Origin of the sequence: Arcticibacter tournemirensis (genome assembly GCF_006716645.1) — a bacterium.
GTDB lineage: Bacteria > Bacteroidota > Bacteroidia > Sphingobacteriales > Sphingobacteriaceae > Arcticibacter > Arcticibacter tournemirensis.
The window spans coordinates 2,589,835-2,606,089 of sequence record NZ_VFPL01000001.1; the positions used below are offsets into that span (position 1 = coordinate 2,589,835).

Annotated in this window: 17 protein-coding genes; 13 read left to right on the forward strand and 4 right to left on the reverse strand. The window is 42.5% G+C overall.

The features are described from left to right. Positions 1-31: 31 nt before the first annotated feature. Positions 32-703 (forward strand): ribulose-phosphate 3-epimerase, encoded by a 672-nt coding sequence (gene rpe, locus BDE36_RS10770; protein ID WP_141814855.1) that lies wholly within the window; start codon positions 32-34, stop codon positions 701-703. 7 nt (positions 704-710) lie between these two features. On the opposite strand, the gene BDE36_RS10775 is transcribed toward rpe, so the two are convergent. Continuing rightward, positions 711-1,343 (reverse strand): helix-turn-helix transcriptional regulator, encoded by a 633-nt coding sequence (locus BDE36_RS10775; RefSeq protein WP_141814856.1) that lies wholly within the window; start codon positions 1,341-1,343, stop codon positions 711-713. 143 nt (positions 1,344-1,486) lie between these two features. Here BDE36_RS10775 and sufB point away from each other — a divergent pair, with 143 nt between their 5' ends. From sufB to BDE36_RS10810, 7 genes are all read left to right on the forward strand, one after another. Further along, complete coding sequence (gene sufB / locus BDE36_RS10780) at positions 1,487-2,929, forward strand: Fe-S cluster assembly protein SufB (protein WP_128768686.1); 1,443 nt, start codon at positions 1,487-1,489, stop codon at positions 2,927-2,929. 104 nt (positions 2,930-3,033) lie between these two features. Then, complete coding sequence (gene sufC / locus BDE36_RS10785; protein ID WP_141814857.1) at positions 3,034-3,804, forward strand: Fe-S cluster assembly ATPase SufC; 771 nt, start codon at positions 3,034-3,036, stop codon at positions 3,802-3,804. 17 nt (positions 3,805-3,821) lie between these two features. Continuing rightward, positions 3,822-5,141 (forward strand): Fe-S cluster assembly protein SufD, encoded by a 1,320-nt coding sequence (gene sufD, locus BDE36_RS10790; protein WP_161987596.1) that lies wholly within the window; start codon positions 3,822-3,824, stop codon positions 5,139-5,141. Between the two features lie 26 nt (positions 5,142-5,167). Then, positions 5,168-6,421, forward strand: a complete 1,254-nt coding sequence (locus tag BDE36_RS10795; RefSeq protein WP_141814859.1) for an aminotransferase class V-fold PLP-dependent enzyme — start codon at positions 5,168-5,170, stop codon at positions 6,419-6,421. A gap of 15 nt (positions 6,422-6,436) precedes the next feature. Then, a complete protein-coding gene (locus tag BDE36_RS10800) occupies positions 6,437-6,868 on the forward strand; it encodes a SufE family protein (RefSeq protein ID WP_128768690.1) in 432 nt (143 codons plus the stop codon). A gap of 145 nt (positions 6,869-7,013) precedes the next feature. After that, complete coding sequence (locus BDE36_RS10805) at positions 7,014-7,334, forward strand: metal-sulfur cluster assembly factor (RefSeq protein WP_141814860.1); 321 nt, start codon at positions 7,014-7,016, stop codon at positions 7,332-7,334. 340 nt (positions 7,335-7,674) lie between these two features. Next, positions 7,675-8,685: a glutamine synthetase beta-grasp domain-containing protein gene (locus tag BDE36_RS10810; protein WP_141814861.1), complete on the forward strand. Its 1,011-nt coding sequence runs from the start codon at positions 7,675-7,677 to the stop codon at positions 8,683-8,685. A 38-nt stretch (positions 8,686-8,723) separates the two neighbouring features. On the opposite strand, the gene BDE36_RS10815 is transcribed toward BDE36_RS10810, so the two are convergent. Continuing rightward, the gene (locus BDE36_RS10815) at positions 8,724-9,128 is read right to left on the reverse strand and encodes a gamma-glutamylcyclotransferase family protein (RefSeq protein WP_141814862.1); all 405 of its coding nucleotides are present in this window, start codon (positions 9,126-9,128) and stop codon (positions 8,724-8,726) included. A gap of 97 nt (positions 9,129-9,225) precedes the next feature. Between BDE36_RS10815 and BDE36_RS10820 the strand changes: the two genes are divergently transcribed. The 5 genes from BDE36_RS10820 to BDE36_RS10840 all read left to right on the forward strand — a co-directional run bounded on the left by BDE36_RS10820 (position 9,226) and on the right by BDE36_RS10840 (position 14,114). After that, the gene (locus BDE36_RS10820) at positions 9,226-10,584 is read left to right on the forward strand and encodes a glutamine synthetase family protein (RefSeq protein WP_141814863.1); all 1,359 of its coding nucleotides are present in this window, start codon (positions 9,226-9,228) and stop codon (positions 10,582-10,584) included. A 121-nt stretch (positions 10,585-10,705) separates the two neighbouring features. Next, positions 10,706-11,743 carry an aminoglycoside phosphotransferase/kinase family protein gene (locus BDE36_RS10825; protein ID WP_128768695.1) on the forward strand — a complete coding sequence of 346 codons (1,038 nt, stop codon included), beginning with the start codon at positions 10,706-10,708 and terminating at the stop codon, positions 11,741-11,743. An 11-nt stretch (positions 11,744-11,754) separates the two neighbouring features. Next, positions 11,755-12,606 carry a TIGR01459 family HAD-type hydrolase gene (locus BDE36_RS10830; protein WP_128768696.1) on the forward strand — a complete coding sequence of 284 codons (852 nt, stop codon included), beginning with the start codon at positions 11,755-11,757 and terminating at the stop codon, positions 12,604-12,606. Positions 12,607-12,614: 8 nt separating this feature from the next. Continuing rightward, complete coding sequence (locus BDE36_RS10835) at positions 12,615-13,292, forward strand: TatD family hydrolase (protein ID WP_141814864.1); 678 nt, start codon at positions 12,615-12,617, stop codon at positions 13,290-13,292. Positions 13,293-13,295: 3 nt separating this feature from the next. Next, a complete protein-coding gene (locus BDE36_RS10840; RefSeq protein WP_141814865.1) occupies positions 13,296-14,114 on the forward strand; it encodes a tRNA threonylcarbamoyladenosine dehydratase in 819 nt (272 codons plus the stop codon). Between the two features lie 26 nt (positions 14,115-14,140). Here BDE36_RS10840 and BDE36_RS10845 read toward each other — a convergent pair whose 3' ends face one another. Continuing rightward, positions 14,141-15,256: a PAS domain-containing sensor histidine kinase gene (locus tag BDE36_RS10845; RefSeq protein WP_141814866.1), complete on the reverse strand. Its 1,116-nt coding sequence runs from the start codon at positions 15,254-15,256 to the stop codon at positions 14,141-14,143. A gap of 234 nt (positions 15,257-15,490) precedes the next feature. Next, the gene (locus BDE36_RS10850) at positions 15,491-16,018 is read right to left on the reverse strand and encodes a YceI family protein (protein WP_128768700.1); all 528 of its coding nucleotides are present in this window, start codon (positions 16,016-16,018) and stop codon (positions 15,491-15,493) included. Positions 16,019-16,255 lie beyond the last annotated feature (237 nt).

Consider the following 16,255-nt stretch of genomic DNA (forward strand, 5'->3'; position numbering starts at 1 on the left):
TCCTTTCGGCTCAAAAACCTACCTTTGCGATATGAACCATCTGATCGCCCCTTCTGTTCTTGCGGCCGACTTTGCCAACCTTCAGCGTGATATTACCATGGTAAATGAAAGTGAGGCCGACTGGTTTCACATCGATATTATGGACGGTGTATTTGTGCCGAATATTTCGTTTGGGTTTCCGGTGCTGGAGGCTATAAGGAAATATGCAGGGAAACCCCTGGATGTTCATCTGATGATAACGGATCCTGACCGGTATCTTGAAGCTTTTGCTAAGGCAGGGGCGTCGGTGATTACTGTGCATTATGAAGCTTGCCCTCATTTGCATCGTACGATCGCGGCAATAAAGGATCTGGGTTGTAAAGCCGGTGTTGCTTTAAATCCGCATACTCCGGTTCATTTGCTGGAGGATATCATTCAAGATGTGGATCTTGTCCTGATCATGTCGGTTAACCCCGGGTTTGGTGGTCAGAAGTTTATTCAGCGTACGTTTGAGAAGATCCGTACATTGAAGCTGATGGCAGCGGAAAGAAATAACTCATTGCTTGTTGAGGTAGATGGGGGAGTAAACCTTTCGAACGCAGGTAAGCTTCTTTCATGCGGGGCAAATGTGCTGGTAGCGGGTAATTTTGTTTTTACAGCAAACGACCCTAAGTCTGTTATTTCGGACCTGAAGAATTTAACGCCGGGACTGATCGGCGTGTAATCCCGTCTTATTGCTGCTGGTAGGTTTGGCTTTTGATCCGGTAGGTGCATCTTCTTTCTCCTGATGCGATGTGATCCATGCGTTCTACAGTTACCTCTTCGCCGAGTATCTTCTGCAAAATACGCATATCCGACTGGCAGAAATGCTTACACGAACTTGCCGCTGCTCCAATGGGGCAGTTGTTCTCAAAAAGAAGGTATTCGCCGTTGTCTTCTTTCCTGAATTCGGCCATATAGCCTTCATGTGTCCTTATCGCTGTATAGCCGCTGATGAGGCTTTCAAGGTCACTGCAGTCCCTTAATATTACTTTATACCGCTTTACCGTCTCCGCTTCACGGGAAGCTATTACTGTATCCAACGCTTCCTCTCCGAGCTGCTCTTTGATCGTATCAAGAAGCTGCACCGTCAGCGCAGCGTGAGAGTTTGGAAAAGATGTATTCCCTTGTTCAGTTAATTCGTATACTTGCACCGGACGTCCAACGCCCTTCGTCGAAGAGACATACTTCACCAGTCCGTCTTCAGAAAGACGTACCAGTTGCTGACGGGCACCTTCATTGGTGATGCCTAATTCTTCAGCAATCTCCTTCGCAGTAAGAGGCCCTCGTGTCTTTAGTAGCTGTAAGAATTTATTAGGACGCATAAATATTTTTCCAAGTTTTTACTTGTTTAATTGCAAAAGTAGTAACTTTGTAACAAATAAGACTAAACTATTTTTTAAAAAAGTTATTAAAATATAGGTTATCCCTCTGATACTGAATAGAAAGAGGGTATAATGTTTGAATTATGAGTAAAGACCAGGAGTTATTGGAATCGCTTGCCACCGGCGAATATGAATACGGGTTCAGTACGAATATAGAGATGGAGATGGCTCCGAGGGGTCTTGATGCCGACACCATCCGTTACATTTCTGCCAAGAAAAATGAACCCGAATGGCTGCTAGAATGGCGGCTTAAAGCCTTGGATCGTTTTCTGCAGATGGAGATGCCACACTGGCAAAACTTCAACATGCCGGAAATCGACTTTCAGGCTATATCTTATTTTGCAGCTCCGAAGAAAAAGCAGCTAAACAGTCTGGATGAGGTAGATCCTGAACTCCTTGATACCTTCGAGAAATTAGGCATTCCTCTTAACGAACAGAAGATCCTTTCGGGAGTGGCCGTGGATGTTGTATTCGACAGCGTTTCTGTGGCTACTACATTTAAAGCTAAGCTTGCAGAAAAAGGTGTTATCTTTTGTTCTTTTGGTGAGGCTGTACAGAATCATCCTGATCTTGTAAGAAAATATCTCGGGACTGTAGTGCCTGCAAATGACAATATTTTTGCGGCGTTAAATTCGGCTGTGTTTTCGGATGGCTCCTTCGCCTACATTCCTAAAGGGGTAAGATGCCCGATGGAACTTTCTACCTATTTCCGGATCAATGCGATGAACAGCGGCCAGTTTGAACGTACACTGATTGTTGCTGACGAGGGAAGTTACGTTAGTTATCTCGAAGGATGTACTGCTCCTATGCGCGATGAAAATCAGCTTCATGCGGCAGTAGTTGAAATGGTAGCGCTGGATGATGCAGAGATAAAATATTCTACTGTACAGAACTGGTATCCGGGTGATAAAGAGGGTAAGGGAGGTGTATATAATTTTGTAACAAAACGCGGAATCTGCAGAGGGAACAATTCCAAGATCTCCTGGACACAGGTTGAAACTGGATCTGCTATTACCTGGAAATATCCGGGTGTAATACTTAAGGGAGATAACTCTTCGGGTGAGTTTTATTCTGTTGCCATGACCCGTCATCATCAGATCGCTGATACGGGCACCAAAATGATCCATATTGGAAAGAATACGAAAAGCAGGATCATCTCTAAAGGTATTTCGGCCGGAAAAAGTCATAATAGTTACCGCGGATTGGTATCCATAGGTGCAAATGCTGAAAATGCACGTAATTTTACCCAGTGTGATTCGTTGCTGATCGGTGATAAATGCGGTGCCCATACTTTCCCTTATATAGAGGGTAAGAACAGCAGTGCTATCATTGAACATGAAGCTACTACTTCAAAAATCGCTGAAGACCAGATTTTCTACCTGAACCAGCGCGGTATTGATACCGAGAAAGCTGTAGCGCTGATTGTGAATGGTTATGCGCGTGAAGTGTTGAACAATCTTCCGATGGAATTTGCGGTGGAAGCTCAGAAACTCCTTGCGATATCGCTTGATGGAAGTGTGGGATAGCTTTTGAGTTGAGAGTTGAAAGTTTAAAGTAAAGAGTTGCTGAATGCTGATTGCTGAAAGCTGATAGCAAGTAATAAATTTAAAAAGTAAAAAATATATAAGAAATGCTTAATATAAATAATCTTCAAACTTCTGTTGAAGGGAAAGAGATTCTAAAAGGAATAAGCCTGCAGGTGAATGCTGGTGAAATACATGCGATAATGGGTCCTAACGGTTCGGGAAAAAGTACTCTTGCTTCGGTTCTGGCCGGTAAGGAGAGCTATGAAGTGACCGGCGGTGAAGTATCCTTCGACGGAAAAGACTTGCTTGACATGTCTCCCGAAGACCGGGCGAGAGAGGGTTTATTTCTTGCATTTCAGTATCCAGTGGAAATTCCCGGCGTATCGAATATTAACTTTTTAAAGACTGCTTTAACCGAAATACGTGCATATAAAGGTTTACCTCCTTTATCGTCTAAAGACTTTTTAAAGCTTCTTAAGGATAAACAGGAAGTGGTAGAGCTGAAGGCTTCATTGGTGAACCGCTCATTAAATGAAGGCTTTTCGGGTGGCGAGAAAAAGAGGAACGAAATACTTCAGCTGGCCATGCTTGAACCTAAGCTGGCTATCCTTGATGAAACAGATTCAGGTCTTGATATTGATGCTTTGAGGGTGGTTGCCAGTGGCGTTAATAAGCTCCGGTCGGAAAACAACGCTTTCCTGATAATCACACATTATCAGCGTTTACTTGATTATATCGTGCCTGATTTCGTACATATCCTTTATGATGGAAGAATTATTAAATCCGGCACCAAGGAGCTGGCTTTAGAACTTGAGGAAAAAGGGTACGACTGGGTTAAAGACGAATTAAGTGCAGCAGCATCGCATTCTCTTTGATGTTTAGAACACAACAAATGGAAAAAGGAATATTCAATAACTTTTATCAATATCTAATAAATCGTTTTCCGGAAGGGCAGGCCTTGTCGCGACTGAATGAACCCGCGTGGCTTTCGGAGAAGAGGGAGGCTGCTTTTGAGATATTTAAAAAAGACGGATTACCCTCCAGGAAGAATGAAGAATGGAAGTTCACCAATCTTGAACGCTTGTTGCGTGACGATTATAAGTTCCAGTCGCAGGATGTTTCGGGTAAATTTTCTGCCGCTGTAGAAAATCTGGAAGCAAGCCGCATCTTTATTCTTAACGGGAAATTTGCCCCGGATCTTTCTGATCCACTTCCGGATGGAATGACATTCCTTGACACAGCTGCCGCGTTGGCTGACGCACGTTTTGAAGGAAAGCTGGGCGCAATTGCCAATGATCCTGACAATTCTATGCTCGCTCTAAATACGGCGTTCTTTAAGGATTACAGCGTTCTGCACATCGAGGCGAAGAAGGTGATTGAGCGTCCGGTGCATGTTACTCATATTTACACCGGCAGCCAGGAAGCAGCGTTTGTTCCTTACCGGATGCTGGTTGTTGCAGAAAAGCTTAGCGAGGCAACGCTGATAGAAACTTTTCATTCTGATACAATTTCCCCGGTATTTGTTAGCTATGTAAGTGAACAGCAGATTGACGAGTCGGCTATTTTTCATTCCCATATCGTCAATACCTTAGGGGACAATGTTTACTTTATTCATCACCGTGAAGTGTTTCAGTTCAGAAACAGCGTGCTGAATAATTCAAATATCCTGCTGGGAGAGAATCCTCTGGTAAGGAACGATCTCAATTTTCAGCTAAAGGGAACCGGTACTGAAACAAACCTGATAGGAGCCTACATTATGAGCGGGGAGCAGCATGCTGATAACCACACGCTTGTAGATCATCAGATGCCTAATTGTAATAGCAGCGAGTTGTATAAGGGTATTTTGGATGATAGATCAAGATCGGTTTTTAACGGGAAGGTATATGTTCGGCCCGATGCCCAGAAGACTAATGCTTTTCAGCAAAATAATAACATGCTGCTAAGCGATCAGGCTACGGTAAACAGTAAGCCACAGCTGGAAATATTTGCCGATGATGTGAAATGCTCTCACGGTTCTACTGTTGGGCAGATGAATAAGGAAGCGCTTTTTTATCTCAATTCAAGAGGAATAGGAGAGGATACTGCCAGGCGCTTGCTTATGCAGGCCTTTGTTTTTGACGTTCTTTCGCGGATCGAGATTCCGGAACTGCGGGATTATACAGAGAGCTTACTTCATAAAAAACTTCATACAGAGAATCTGGAAATAGCTTAGATTACAGACCAGGGGGCCGTTATAATATGGAAGTCAATACCGAAAATATAGTCAGACAGTTCTTATACGGAGGCGAGCCGATAGGCAAACAGTTTCCCGCATTACATCAGTCGGTTTACGGAAAGCCGCTGGTGTACTTTGATAATGCTGCCACAACCCAGAAACCATATTCTGTTATTCATGCTATCAGTGAATACTACAGTACGATAAATAGTAACATTCATAGGGGTGTGCATCACCTGAGTCAGAAAGCGACAGACGCCTATGAAGTGTCGAGAAATGCGGTTGCTGCATTTATTAATTCGCGCAGTTCATCTGAAGTGATATTCACGAAAGGGACTACCGACGGTATCAACCTGATTGCTGATGTTTACGGGAGTTATGCTGTAAAGGAAGGTGATTCTGTGATTATTTCGGCGATGGAGCATCACTCAAATATTGTTCCATGGCAAATAATGTGTGAAAAGCGTGGTGCAGTCCTGAAGGTCATTCCCATGAACGAGAACGGTGAACTTCTGATGGACGAGTTTGAGCGTATGCTCGATGAGAGGGTAAAGATAGTTGCTGTTACATATATCTCTAATACACTGGGGACAATTAATCCGGTGAAGCGAATCATCGAACTGGCGCATGCTAACGGCACGCCTGTATTGATAGATGCAGCGCAGGCTGTTCAGCATGTTGCTGTAGATGTACAGGATCTGGATTGCGATTTCCTCGCTTTTTCCGGTCACAAGATGTACGGGCCTACCGGAATTGGCATCCTTTACGGAAAGGAAGAATGGCTTGAAAAGCTACCTCCTTACCAGGGAGGCGGAGACATGATCAAAACGGTAACATTTACCGGAACTGAATATAATGAGCTTCCCTTTAAATATGAAGCTGGTACACCTCATATTGAAGGCGCTATTACCCTTAAATCGGCCGTAGATTTTATTACTGAGCTTGGCGTTAATGAAATCGCCGCTTTTGAGAATGGCCTGCTGCAGTATACGACTTCATTGGTGACAGAAATTCCAGGAATTGACATTATTGGGACGGCAAAGGCGAAAGCCGGTGCTCTTTCATTATCGGTTAAAGGCGTGCATCCCTATGATGTAGGCGTGCTTCTTGATAAAATGGGCATTGCCGTGAGAACAGGCCATCATTGTACGCAGCCTGTAATGGACTTTTATTGTATTCCTGGTACTGTAAGGCTCTCTTTTGCAGTATATAACACTATCGAAGAAATTGATTACTTCATAAGCAGCCTGAAGAGGGCAATAAATATGCTTGTTTAGAGTATTAATTATAAGATGACTATAAACGAGAAACAGGACGAATTAATTGAGGAATTTGAATTTCTTACCGACTGGGTTGATAAGTATGAACAGATCATTCAGCTGGGTAAGGAGCTGCCTCTTATAGACGAACAGTATAAGCAGGATAAATACCTGATTAAAGGATGTCAGTCTAAGGTTTGGCTCTATCCCGAATTTAAAGAGGGCAGGATCTTTTTCTCTGCCGACAGTGATGCCATCATCTCTAAAGGTCTGGTGAGTCTCATCATTAATGTACTGTCGGGGTTTAGCCCTGAAGAGATCATGAATGCTGATTTATATTTTATCGACAGGATTGGACTTAAAGAACATTTATCACCTACCCGCTCAAACGGCTTGCTTGCTATGGTGAAGCAAATTAAACTTTATGCAATTGCTTACGATGCGGCACTTGTGAAAAAGGAGTGAGGAGTGAGATATGAGTATCAAGTATCAAGTATCAAGAATTAAGAAATAAAGTATAAGGTTCAGTATTAATTCAATCTGTTCTCAATTCTTGTTTCTTTATTAAAGTCGTTGGCAGCTTATTGCTGAAAGACAATAACTTAGTAAAATGATTATTAACGATCAGGCAGGGATTAAAGATAAGGTTATCGAAAGGCTCAAAATGGTATTTGACCCCGAAATACCTGTGGATATATATGAGCTTGGGTTGATATATGAGCTTCACACGTTTCCTGATGGGGTTGTAAAAGTTGTAATGACCCTTACCGCTCCTGCCTGCCCGGCTGCGGACCAGATACTGCAGGACGTTCAGAATACTCTTGCCGAAGTTGAAGGCATTAAGGAAGCAAGGGTAGAAATTAGTTTCGATCCCCCCTGGGACAAGGGAATGATGAGCGAAGATGCAAAACTTGAGCTCGGCTTTTTCTGATACAGCTTACCGGAACCCATATTTGTTTTCCCGCCACTGATACCATTCTAACCTAACCTGGAAACCCCAAAAGAGATATACTGATCTGATCAGATCGTAGGAAATATCTTAAATAATAAACTTTTACTTAAACAAATACAGAACTTCGGGCTAAGTCTGCTTTGATTGTTTCTGAAAAAATCGTCTGTGTATTTACTTTGGCATCTTTGATGTTATTTTTTTATTCTTTTTATATGAAATTTGTAAAAAACAGAAATATTATTGTAAATTCGTTTCTATAATTAGTTTTTTAATAACAAAGTATTCATATTTGAATTAAATATTTCCGAAATCATCAAAAATGGCGACAAAATTAGAGTACATTTGGCTTGATGGCTATAAACCCACTCAAAGCCTGCGCAGCAAAACAAAAATCGAAAAGAATTTCAGCGGTAAGTTAGAAGATTGCCCAATGTGGAGCTTTGACGGATCTTCTACCGAGCAAGCACCAGGCGGATCGTCTGATTGTGTTTTGAAACCTGTTTTTATTTGTAAGGATCCTCAGAGAAAAGATGCTTACCTTGTTATGTGTGAAGTGCTTGATTCTACTGGTGCCCCTCATCCATCAAATGGGCGTGCGACCATTGAAGATGATGATAATGACTTCTGGTTTGGTTTTGAGCAGGAATATTTCCTTTGGGATCCTGAAACGAACAAGCCACTTGGTTTTCCAGCTGGTGGATACCCAGGACCTCAGGGACCGTATTATTGCTCTGTAGGCGCTAAGAATGCCTACGGCAGGGAAATAGTAGAAGAACATCTTGATGCTTGTCTGGAAGCCGGCCTTAATGTAGAAGGTATTAACGCCGAAGTAGCTGCTGGCCAGTGGGAATTCCAGATCTTCGCAAAAGGTGCAAAAGAAGCAGGCGATCAGATATGGATTGGCCGCTATCTTCTTGAAAGAATAGGTGAAAAGTACGGAGTAGCGATCAACTGGCACTGTAAGCCTTTGGGTGAGTTAGACTGGAACGGCTCGGGTATGCACGCTAACTTCTCAAATTCTGTATTGCGGACTGCAGGCAACAAGGATACTTACGATAAAATCTGCGAAGCTTTCCGTCCGGTTGTTAAGGAACATATCGAAGTTTATGGTGCCGACAACCACCTTCGCCTTACCGGTAAACACGAAACAGCGTCTATTCACGACTTTAGCTATGGCGTTTCAGACCGTGGCGCTTCTATCCGTATTCCTCTGGCGACAGTAGAAAGAGGCTGGAACGGATATCTTGAAGATCGTCGTCCTAATTCTGCGGCTGATCCTTATAAAGTGGCGGCACGTATTATCAAGACTGTAAAGTCTGCCATCCTATAGAATAAAGGTTATTGTTAAAAAGGCTGAATTGTAATGGTTCAGCCTTTTTTGTATAGAATATAGTCTCCTGATGGAATTGCAGGCAGATGAACGTAAGAACGGTTATAAACGTAAGTCCAGCATATTTTAACTTCATTTCCAGCTAAAACCTCGCACTCGCATCTGATAAATTCACTCGATTCGAGGTGGTCTTCATTAAATCCTTCGTATTCGTCCAGTACTTTAAAAATGTCGTGACGGTTCGGTCCGAGTTCATAAATACTCCCATGGACCAAATTGGGAGATGCAGTATCATAAATAGCTGCCGGATAATCACCGGTGTCATATAGAGTACCCTTTATGCAACCTTTGCTCCATAATGTGCTGTTCTCCATTAAGTAGGCGCCGAATGGGTTGGAGGGTGTTAAAAGAGAACCGTAAATAAACAGAAAGTTTTCTTTCATATCGCGGTAGTAAGTGCTTTTGCAAAATAAAAAAACCTTCGCAAGTTTAGCGATTCCTTCTTAACTTGAGGAAATTTTACTGCTTAACCCTTTGTTTATGGACAATAGTCAGGTTATAAAATATTTACAGGATAAAGATATTCATAAGATCAAGTTTGCGTTCGCAGACATCGACGGCATCCTCCGGGGTAAGGTTATTCACCGGAAAAAGTTTGTCGACGGCTTGCAGGATGGTTATGGATTCTGCGATGTCACCTTTGGCTGGGACAGCAATGATGCTCTTTACGATGAGGTTGCGGTTACTGGTTGGCAAAGCGGCTTTCCTGACAAAGCCTGCAGGATTGATCTCAACACGTTCCGTACTGTTCCATGGGAGGATCATATACCATTTTTCCTGGCTGATTTTAGCAGGCATGATGGAACAAGCCTTGCTGTTTGCCCTAGAAGCTTATTGAAACGAATTATTCAGCAATGCGATTCTATGGGGTTTCACGCCGAGTTTGCCCAGGAGTTTGAATGGTTTAACTTCAAAGAAACTTCCCATTCGTTACAGGAAAAAGGCTTTACCGGACTTCAGCCCTTAACTTCGGGTATGTTTGGTTATTCCATTTTGCGTCCCTCGCAAAACAGCGCCTTCTTTTACGATCTGTTTAACCTTTGCGAACAGTTTAACATTCAAATTGAGGGCCTGCATACAGAAACCGGCCCCGGCGTTTATGAGGCGGCTATTCTCCATAACGGAATACTTGAAGCTGCTGATAAGGCTGTCCTTTTTAAATCAGCCGTAAAAGAAATTGCATCGCGGCATGGTATTGTAGCTTCTTTTATGGCGAAATGGAATACCGACCTGCCGGGCTGCAGTGGTCATATTCATCAGAGCTTATGGACTAAAGATAAGGAACGGAATCTTTTTTATGATGCTGATAACCAGGAGTCTGTTAGTGAACTGTTAAAGCAATACATTGCCGGTCAGCTCTATTGTTTGCCGTATATTCTTCCGATGTACGCACCAACGGTTAATAGTTATAAACGTTTAGTAGAAGGCGCATGGGCGCCTACCACAGTGAGCTGGGGCTTTGATAACCGCACAGTTGCGCTCAGGGTGTTAAATCCATCTGAAAAATACACCAGACTTGAAACAAGAGTACCAGGCGCTGACACGAATCCATACCTGGCCATGGCAGCAGCACTTGCGTCAGGTCTGTATGGTATCAGGAATAAGCTTTTGCTTGACATTCCTGCTACCACGGGTAACGCTTATAAAGAGCAGGAGAAAGAACGGCTCCCTGCCGACCTGTATTCAGCTACTCAATCAATGATGGCTTCTCCGGTGGCGAAGGATTTGTTCGGTGAAGAATTTACCGACCATTTTACCAGAACGCGGCTTTCGGAGTGGAATCATTTTGTTAAACATGTTAGCACCTGGGAACTGAAGCGATATTTGGAGATAATATAGGTTGCAGGTTGTGGGTTGTAGGTTGTAGGTGACAATTATGAATTATGAATTTTGAATGTCGTAAAAACGTTCGCAACCCGCAACTCACAACTCACAACCCACAACCCATAACACATATGCAATGGATTATTCGAGGATTATAAAAAAAGCATGGAGAGAATACGATGCATCAAAAGTTATTCTTAAGATCCAGGATATCAGTGCCATGGTTTCGACAAACCATGTGTTCAGGATTGTTTTTGAGGACGAGGATATTGTAATCGCAAAGCTGTCTTACTTCGGCAAGTATGAACACTTTAAGGAGGATCATCGCATTATTCATTCGCTGGCGAATAATTTACTTTATCCATTTGAAAATCTGCTGGCCAAGTCGCTTCTCAAAAATAACCGGGTATTTACATACCGGTATAAAACAGGTACGACGGATGCCTGGGTGGTGTTCTATAATCCTGTACGGGTGCAGAAACGCTTGCCAAAAAGGCTTTCGGAAGCACAAATACGGGTATTTGGACAGCAGATCGGGAAGTTTCATAAAGCTTGCTCCCGGATCAGGAATGTGCTCCCCCAGTCATCAAAGACCCTGAGCACGGATATTAAAGTTCTTTTAAGACAAACTGCGAACAGAAGGAATACGACGTTTGATCCTGACCAGAAGGGAATTATCAGGCAGCATTGCGAAGCTTTTCAGAAAAACCGCCTGCGGTTGAGAGCCGATAAGTTTGAGAATATCCCGGTGTTTATTGACTGGAATATTGGAAATTTCTCTGTTACGTCAAGCCTGAAGCTATATTCACGATGGGATTATGACTGGTTCAGGATGAGCAGCAGGATGATGGACTTCTATTTCTTCAGCAGAGTGGTGTCGGATATAGGAGACCGCACGGTGTTTAGTTATCTGATCGGACCCATGATGGAGGACCGCTTTCTGCTTTTCCTTGAAGAATATCATAAAGTAAACCCGCTTACAGCAAACGAAATACGCTTTCTGAAAGAAGTCTACCGTTTCTTTATTCTCAATTATGTGATTAAAGATGGTAACTACTTTTTCAGCGGTCAGTATGCTGAGAAATTGCAGGCTGAAGCCTTCGAAATCTACCTGCCATCTATTGAAACTGAGTTTGACGCTGATAAGCTTATAAAGACACTAAACCTCAAATAATTAATATAACAATGGATAATATTTTCGCATTCAGAGAGGTCATTGAGCAGTATAAGGTGGTTTTTTTTGATGCTTTTGGAGTAGTAAAGAACTATAAAGGACTTGTTCCGGGTATTGAAAAGACCTTTGAATATCTCGAGGCGGAGAAAAAGGAGTATTATATCGTTACAAATGATGCGTCAAGAAGTCCTGTTCAGCTGGCCGAAAAGTATCACCAGATGGGCCTGAAAGCGATAAGCCACGACAGGATCATTTCTTCAGGAATGCTCGCCAAAGAATATCTTGATTTAAAGGTGAAAGATGGAATTGCAGCTTATTTGGGAACCACCGACAGCGCACATTACATTGAGAGCTCGGGCCTGCATACCCTTCGGGTAAAGGAAGTTACAGCCGACAATATTCAGCAGGTGAATGCGCTGGTATTTTTGGACGACGAAGGGTTTGAATGGTGCAGGGATTTGAATAAGACAGTGAATCTGCTTAGAAAGAGGACTATCCCGGTAATAGTAGCAAACACAGATGATGCTTACCCTCTGAATGTAAGCGAGGTATGTATTGCAGTTGGAAGCATTGCAACGATGATCGAGAATATCGTAGGTAAAGAGTTCATTCGCTTTGGTAAGCCCGATTCACAGATGTTTATGTTTGCTTATGACCTTGTACGTGAGAAACTACAGGTAACAAAGAAAGATATTGTAATGGTCGGAGACACTCTTCACACCGATATTTTAGGCGGTAACAAGTTCGGATTAGATACCATATTGGTGCTTTCGGGTAATACGCTTGCCTCGGAGGCGGAAACAAGAATAAATACCACCGGAATTATCCCTACCTATATTTGTCAATCTGCAGTGATCGAGTAATTACGGGTATGTTCCTTAATCTGCATTCTCATTACGATTTGGAGCCCGCAGGCGGGAGGGTGATAACCAATATTATCATGTCATGCAAAGGGCAGGAGGAGGGGGTTCTGTTGGCTAACTATTCCGGCAAATGGGTATCAGCCGGCATTCACCCCTGGTATATCGACGAGCTAAATTACTCTTTGCAATTCCATGCGATGGTGGAGTTTGCAGGTAAAGAAGCCGTTAAAATGATCGGTGAGTGTGGCCTGGATCGACTCCGCGGGCCGTCGCTTGATCTGCAGCAGCGTGTTTTTGAAGATCAGATACATTTGGCTGAGAAATTGAAGAAGCCGGTTATTATTCATTGTGTTAAATGCTTCAGTGAGTTGCTAATGGTAAAAAAGAAACTGAACCCTACAGTTCCTCTTGTCGTACACGGTTTTAACAATAAAGCTGACGTAGCTCGGGAGCTAATCAGACATAACTTTTATCTTTCGTTTGGAGCTGCTTTACTTTTGGATGGATCGAACGCACAAAAGGTGTTATCATTAATTCCGGAAAACCGTATTTTCCTTGAGACTGATGATCGTGATGTTCCTGTCGAAAGGATTTATGAAAAGGCGGCCCTTTTGAAAAATGTTTCAGTAAATCAGCTCAAAGAGATTATTTTTGCGAATTATCAGAGTTTAGGGAATAAGTTTTAATTTATGATGGATTTGGGCTGGCTTTCGAGTTCGGCTTTATTGGTGGGAGATGACGGTATTCATACCCTGCAAAATTCGCATGTTTTAGTAGTGGGTCTTGGTGGTGTGGGATCGTTTGCAGCAGAGTTTATTTGTCGTTCGGGAGTGGGCGAAATGACTATAGTTGACGGAGATGTTGTAGATCCTTCAAACCGAAATCGCCAGCTGCCTGCCTTGTCCACCAATCACGGTTTATCGAAAGCAGATATTATGGCAACGCGGCTGCTCGAGATCAATCCCGATTTAAAGCTTCATGTTATAAAGGACTTCTTAAAACCTGAAATGTGCCGCGAGATACTGCAAACACCTTTCGATTATGTAATGGATTGTATTGACAGTGTTACTCCTAAGTTATTTCTTCTTTCCACGGCCTATCAGAGCGGCCAGCGCATTGTCAGCTCGATGGGTGCGGGTGGAAAGCTCGATCCGACCAAGTTAAGAGTTGCCGACCTGTTCGATACCTATCAGTGCCAGTTCGCACAATATGTGAGAAAGCGGGTGAAAAGACTCGGCGTTGGGGAGGGCATCAAAGCGGTGTTTTCTACTGAAGAGGTAATGCGTTCTTCGCTGATCATGACCGATGGAAGCAACTTTAAGCGGTCAGCTTACGGCACGGTGTCTTACCTGCCTGCTGCCTTTGGAGGAATTTGTGCTTCCGTAGTGATAAGGGATCTGCTCGAATACCCCATTGATAGAGAACAACGGCCACTGGGAATAAGAATAAAAAAAGCTGCACGCAATACCCCTGGAAAAGTTAAGGACGGCGAGTTGAACCCAGCCTGAAGAAAAAAGATTCAGGGATGAATGTTTTAGAACAAATTTTTAAGTGTGATAGTGAACACTGTCCCTAAGCCAGGTTTGCTCTTTACGGAGATCTGGCCTCCGAGAGTTTCTACCTGCGTTTTAGTAAAGTGCAAACCGACGCCTCGTCCTTCACGGGTCAGGTCAAATCTTTTGTAAAGGCCAAATAATTTATTTCCAATAGCATCAAGGTCCATTCCCACACCATTATCCTTTACCGAAAGCACAAAGGCATCTTTTTCGCGCCTGGCTTTGAGGTTAATTAACGGCGATGTACCTGTTTTGTGGTATTTAATTGCATTGCTCAGGAGGTTGTATACGATGCTCTGAAAATAGGCTTTAAAGGTATAGATGTTCTCAGCATCGGGCGATATATGTTCCCTGATTATTGCCCCCGAACTACTAATTTGGGTCGAGAGAGTATTTTTAACCGACGAAATGATATCCGAGAGCGAAATTTCCTCCAGACTCTCGTTTATTGGAGTGCGCACAGCGAGAAGCGAAGTCAAATCCTTGATAATCATATCCATTGATTCGGCAGATTTATGAACCATGTCAATCAGTTCTGTATCAGCTGTATTTTCAGATCTAAGCAATCCTGTAAGGCCGAGAATGTTGGCAATAGGCACACGAAGATTATGGGAGACAATATAGTTGAATTGCATGAGTGCGTTGTACTTTTGAGTTAGTTCGCTCAATAGTCTTTCGCGTTCTTTTTCAAGTCTTTTTCTTTCTGTTATTAAGCTTCTTATCGACAGGTAATGAGTTATGTGCCCATCGTTGTTTAACATAGGAGAAATAGTTGTATCTACCCAATAGAAGCTTCCGTCTTTTGCTTTGTTCCTAACTTCGCCATGCCACACATTTCCAGTCGAAATGGTTCGCCATAACGATGAAAAGAACGATTTAGGATGATAATTACTGTTGATAATGCGATGATTATTACCAACAAGTTCATTCTCCTGATATTTTGAAATTTGGCAGAAAAGTTCGTTTACATAGGTGATAATGCCTCGTTTATCGGTAATAGATACTATAGCTGCCGAATTAACAGCTTGCTGATATGCATTCAATGCATTTATAGCATGTAAACCGCTGTTTTTATTATCACTCTCAATCGTCATGTATGTTTTGGCTCTTTAATACAAAGGCGGTACCAAAAATGCGCGATTTTCTCTGTCTTCAGAAATATAACGGAGCTTTTACACTAAGCGTTTAGTATAAAGGAGTTATATCGGATATAGTATAAAAAAAGCAGAAACATTTTAATGTCCCTGCTTTTAACCAAATTTTTATGGGGATTTATTTCTACAAAGCGAATCAGATACGAGATTTTGCTTAACAATTTATTCCCGAATTCAGCCCTGTTTTACAAGCTGTATTTCGCACAGAATGCGGATATCGTCGCTCACAACCACTTGCCCTGCTTCGGTAACGGCGTTCCACGTTAGGTTAAAGTCCTTACGACTGATTTTGCCTTTAACGGTGAAGCCAGCTTTCGTCTGTCCGTACGGGTCGACAACAATGCCGCCAAAGTCAACATCGAGAGTTAATGGCCTGGTAACACCACGGAGTGTAAGGTCGCCATGAAGCTTATAGTCGTCGCCATCCTGTTCGTATTTGTTCCCTGTGAAAGTTAACGTTCCGAACTGTTCGGCATCAAAGAAATCGGCCGATTTTAAATGCGTATCTCTCTGGTCGTTATTCGTGCTGATAGAATTGATATCAGCAGAAAACTCAATTTTCGAAACAGACGAAAAATCATCGCCTTCAGTTTCTGCTTCCACATCAAATTCTTTAAAATAACCGGTCACAGTAGTGATCATTAAATGTTTTACCTTGAACTGCACTTCGCTGTGCGTCGGGTCAATTTTCCATTTAGCCATTTTTTTATTTTTTTAAGATTAACAAACAATTTTACATTCTGATTTAAATAACTTTCGTTATGCAAGCAAAATTAGCCTGTTGATTTCATTTTACTCTTAATGCAGATTAAGAGAATTTGATCCTGATGAACTTTAGCAACAATTTTCGGATTATGATTAGAACGGATGGGAGTAAGCGGAGCCAAATTCATAAAAAGTGTTAAAATAAGACGTAAGGCTAATTACTTTACTATTTTT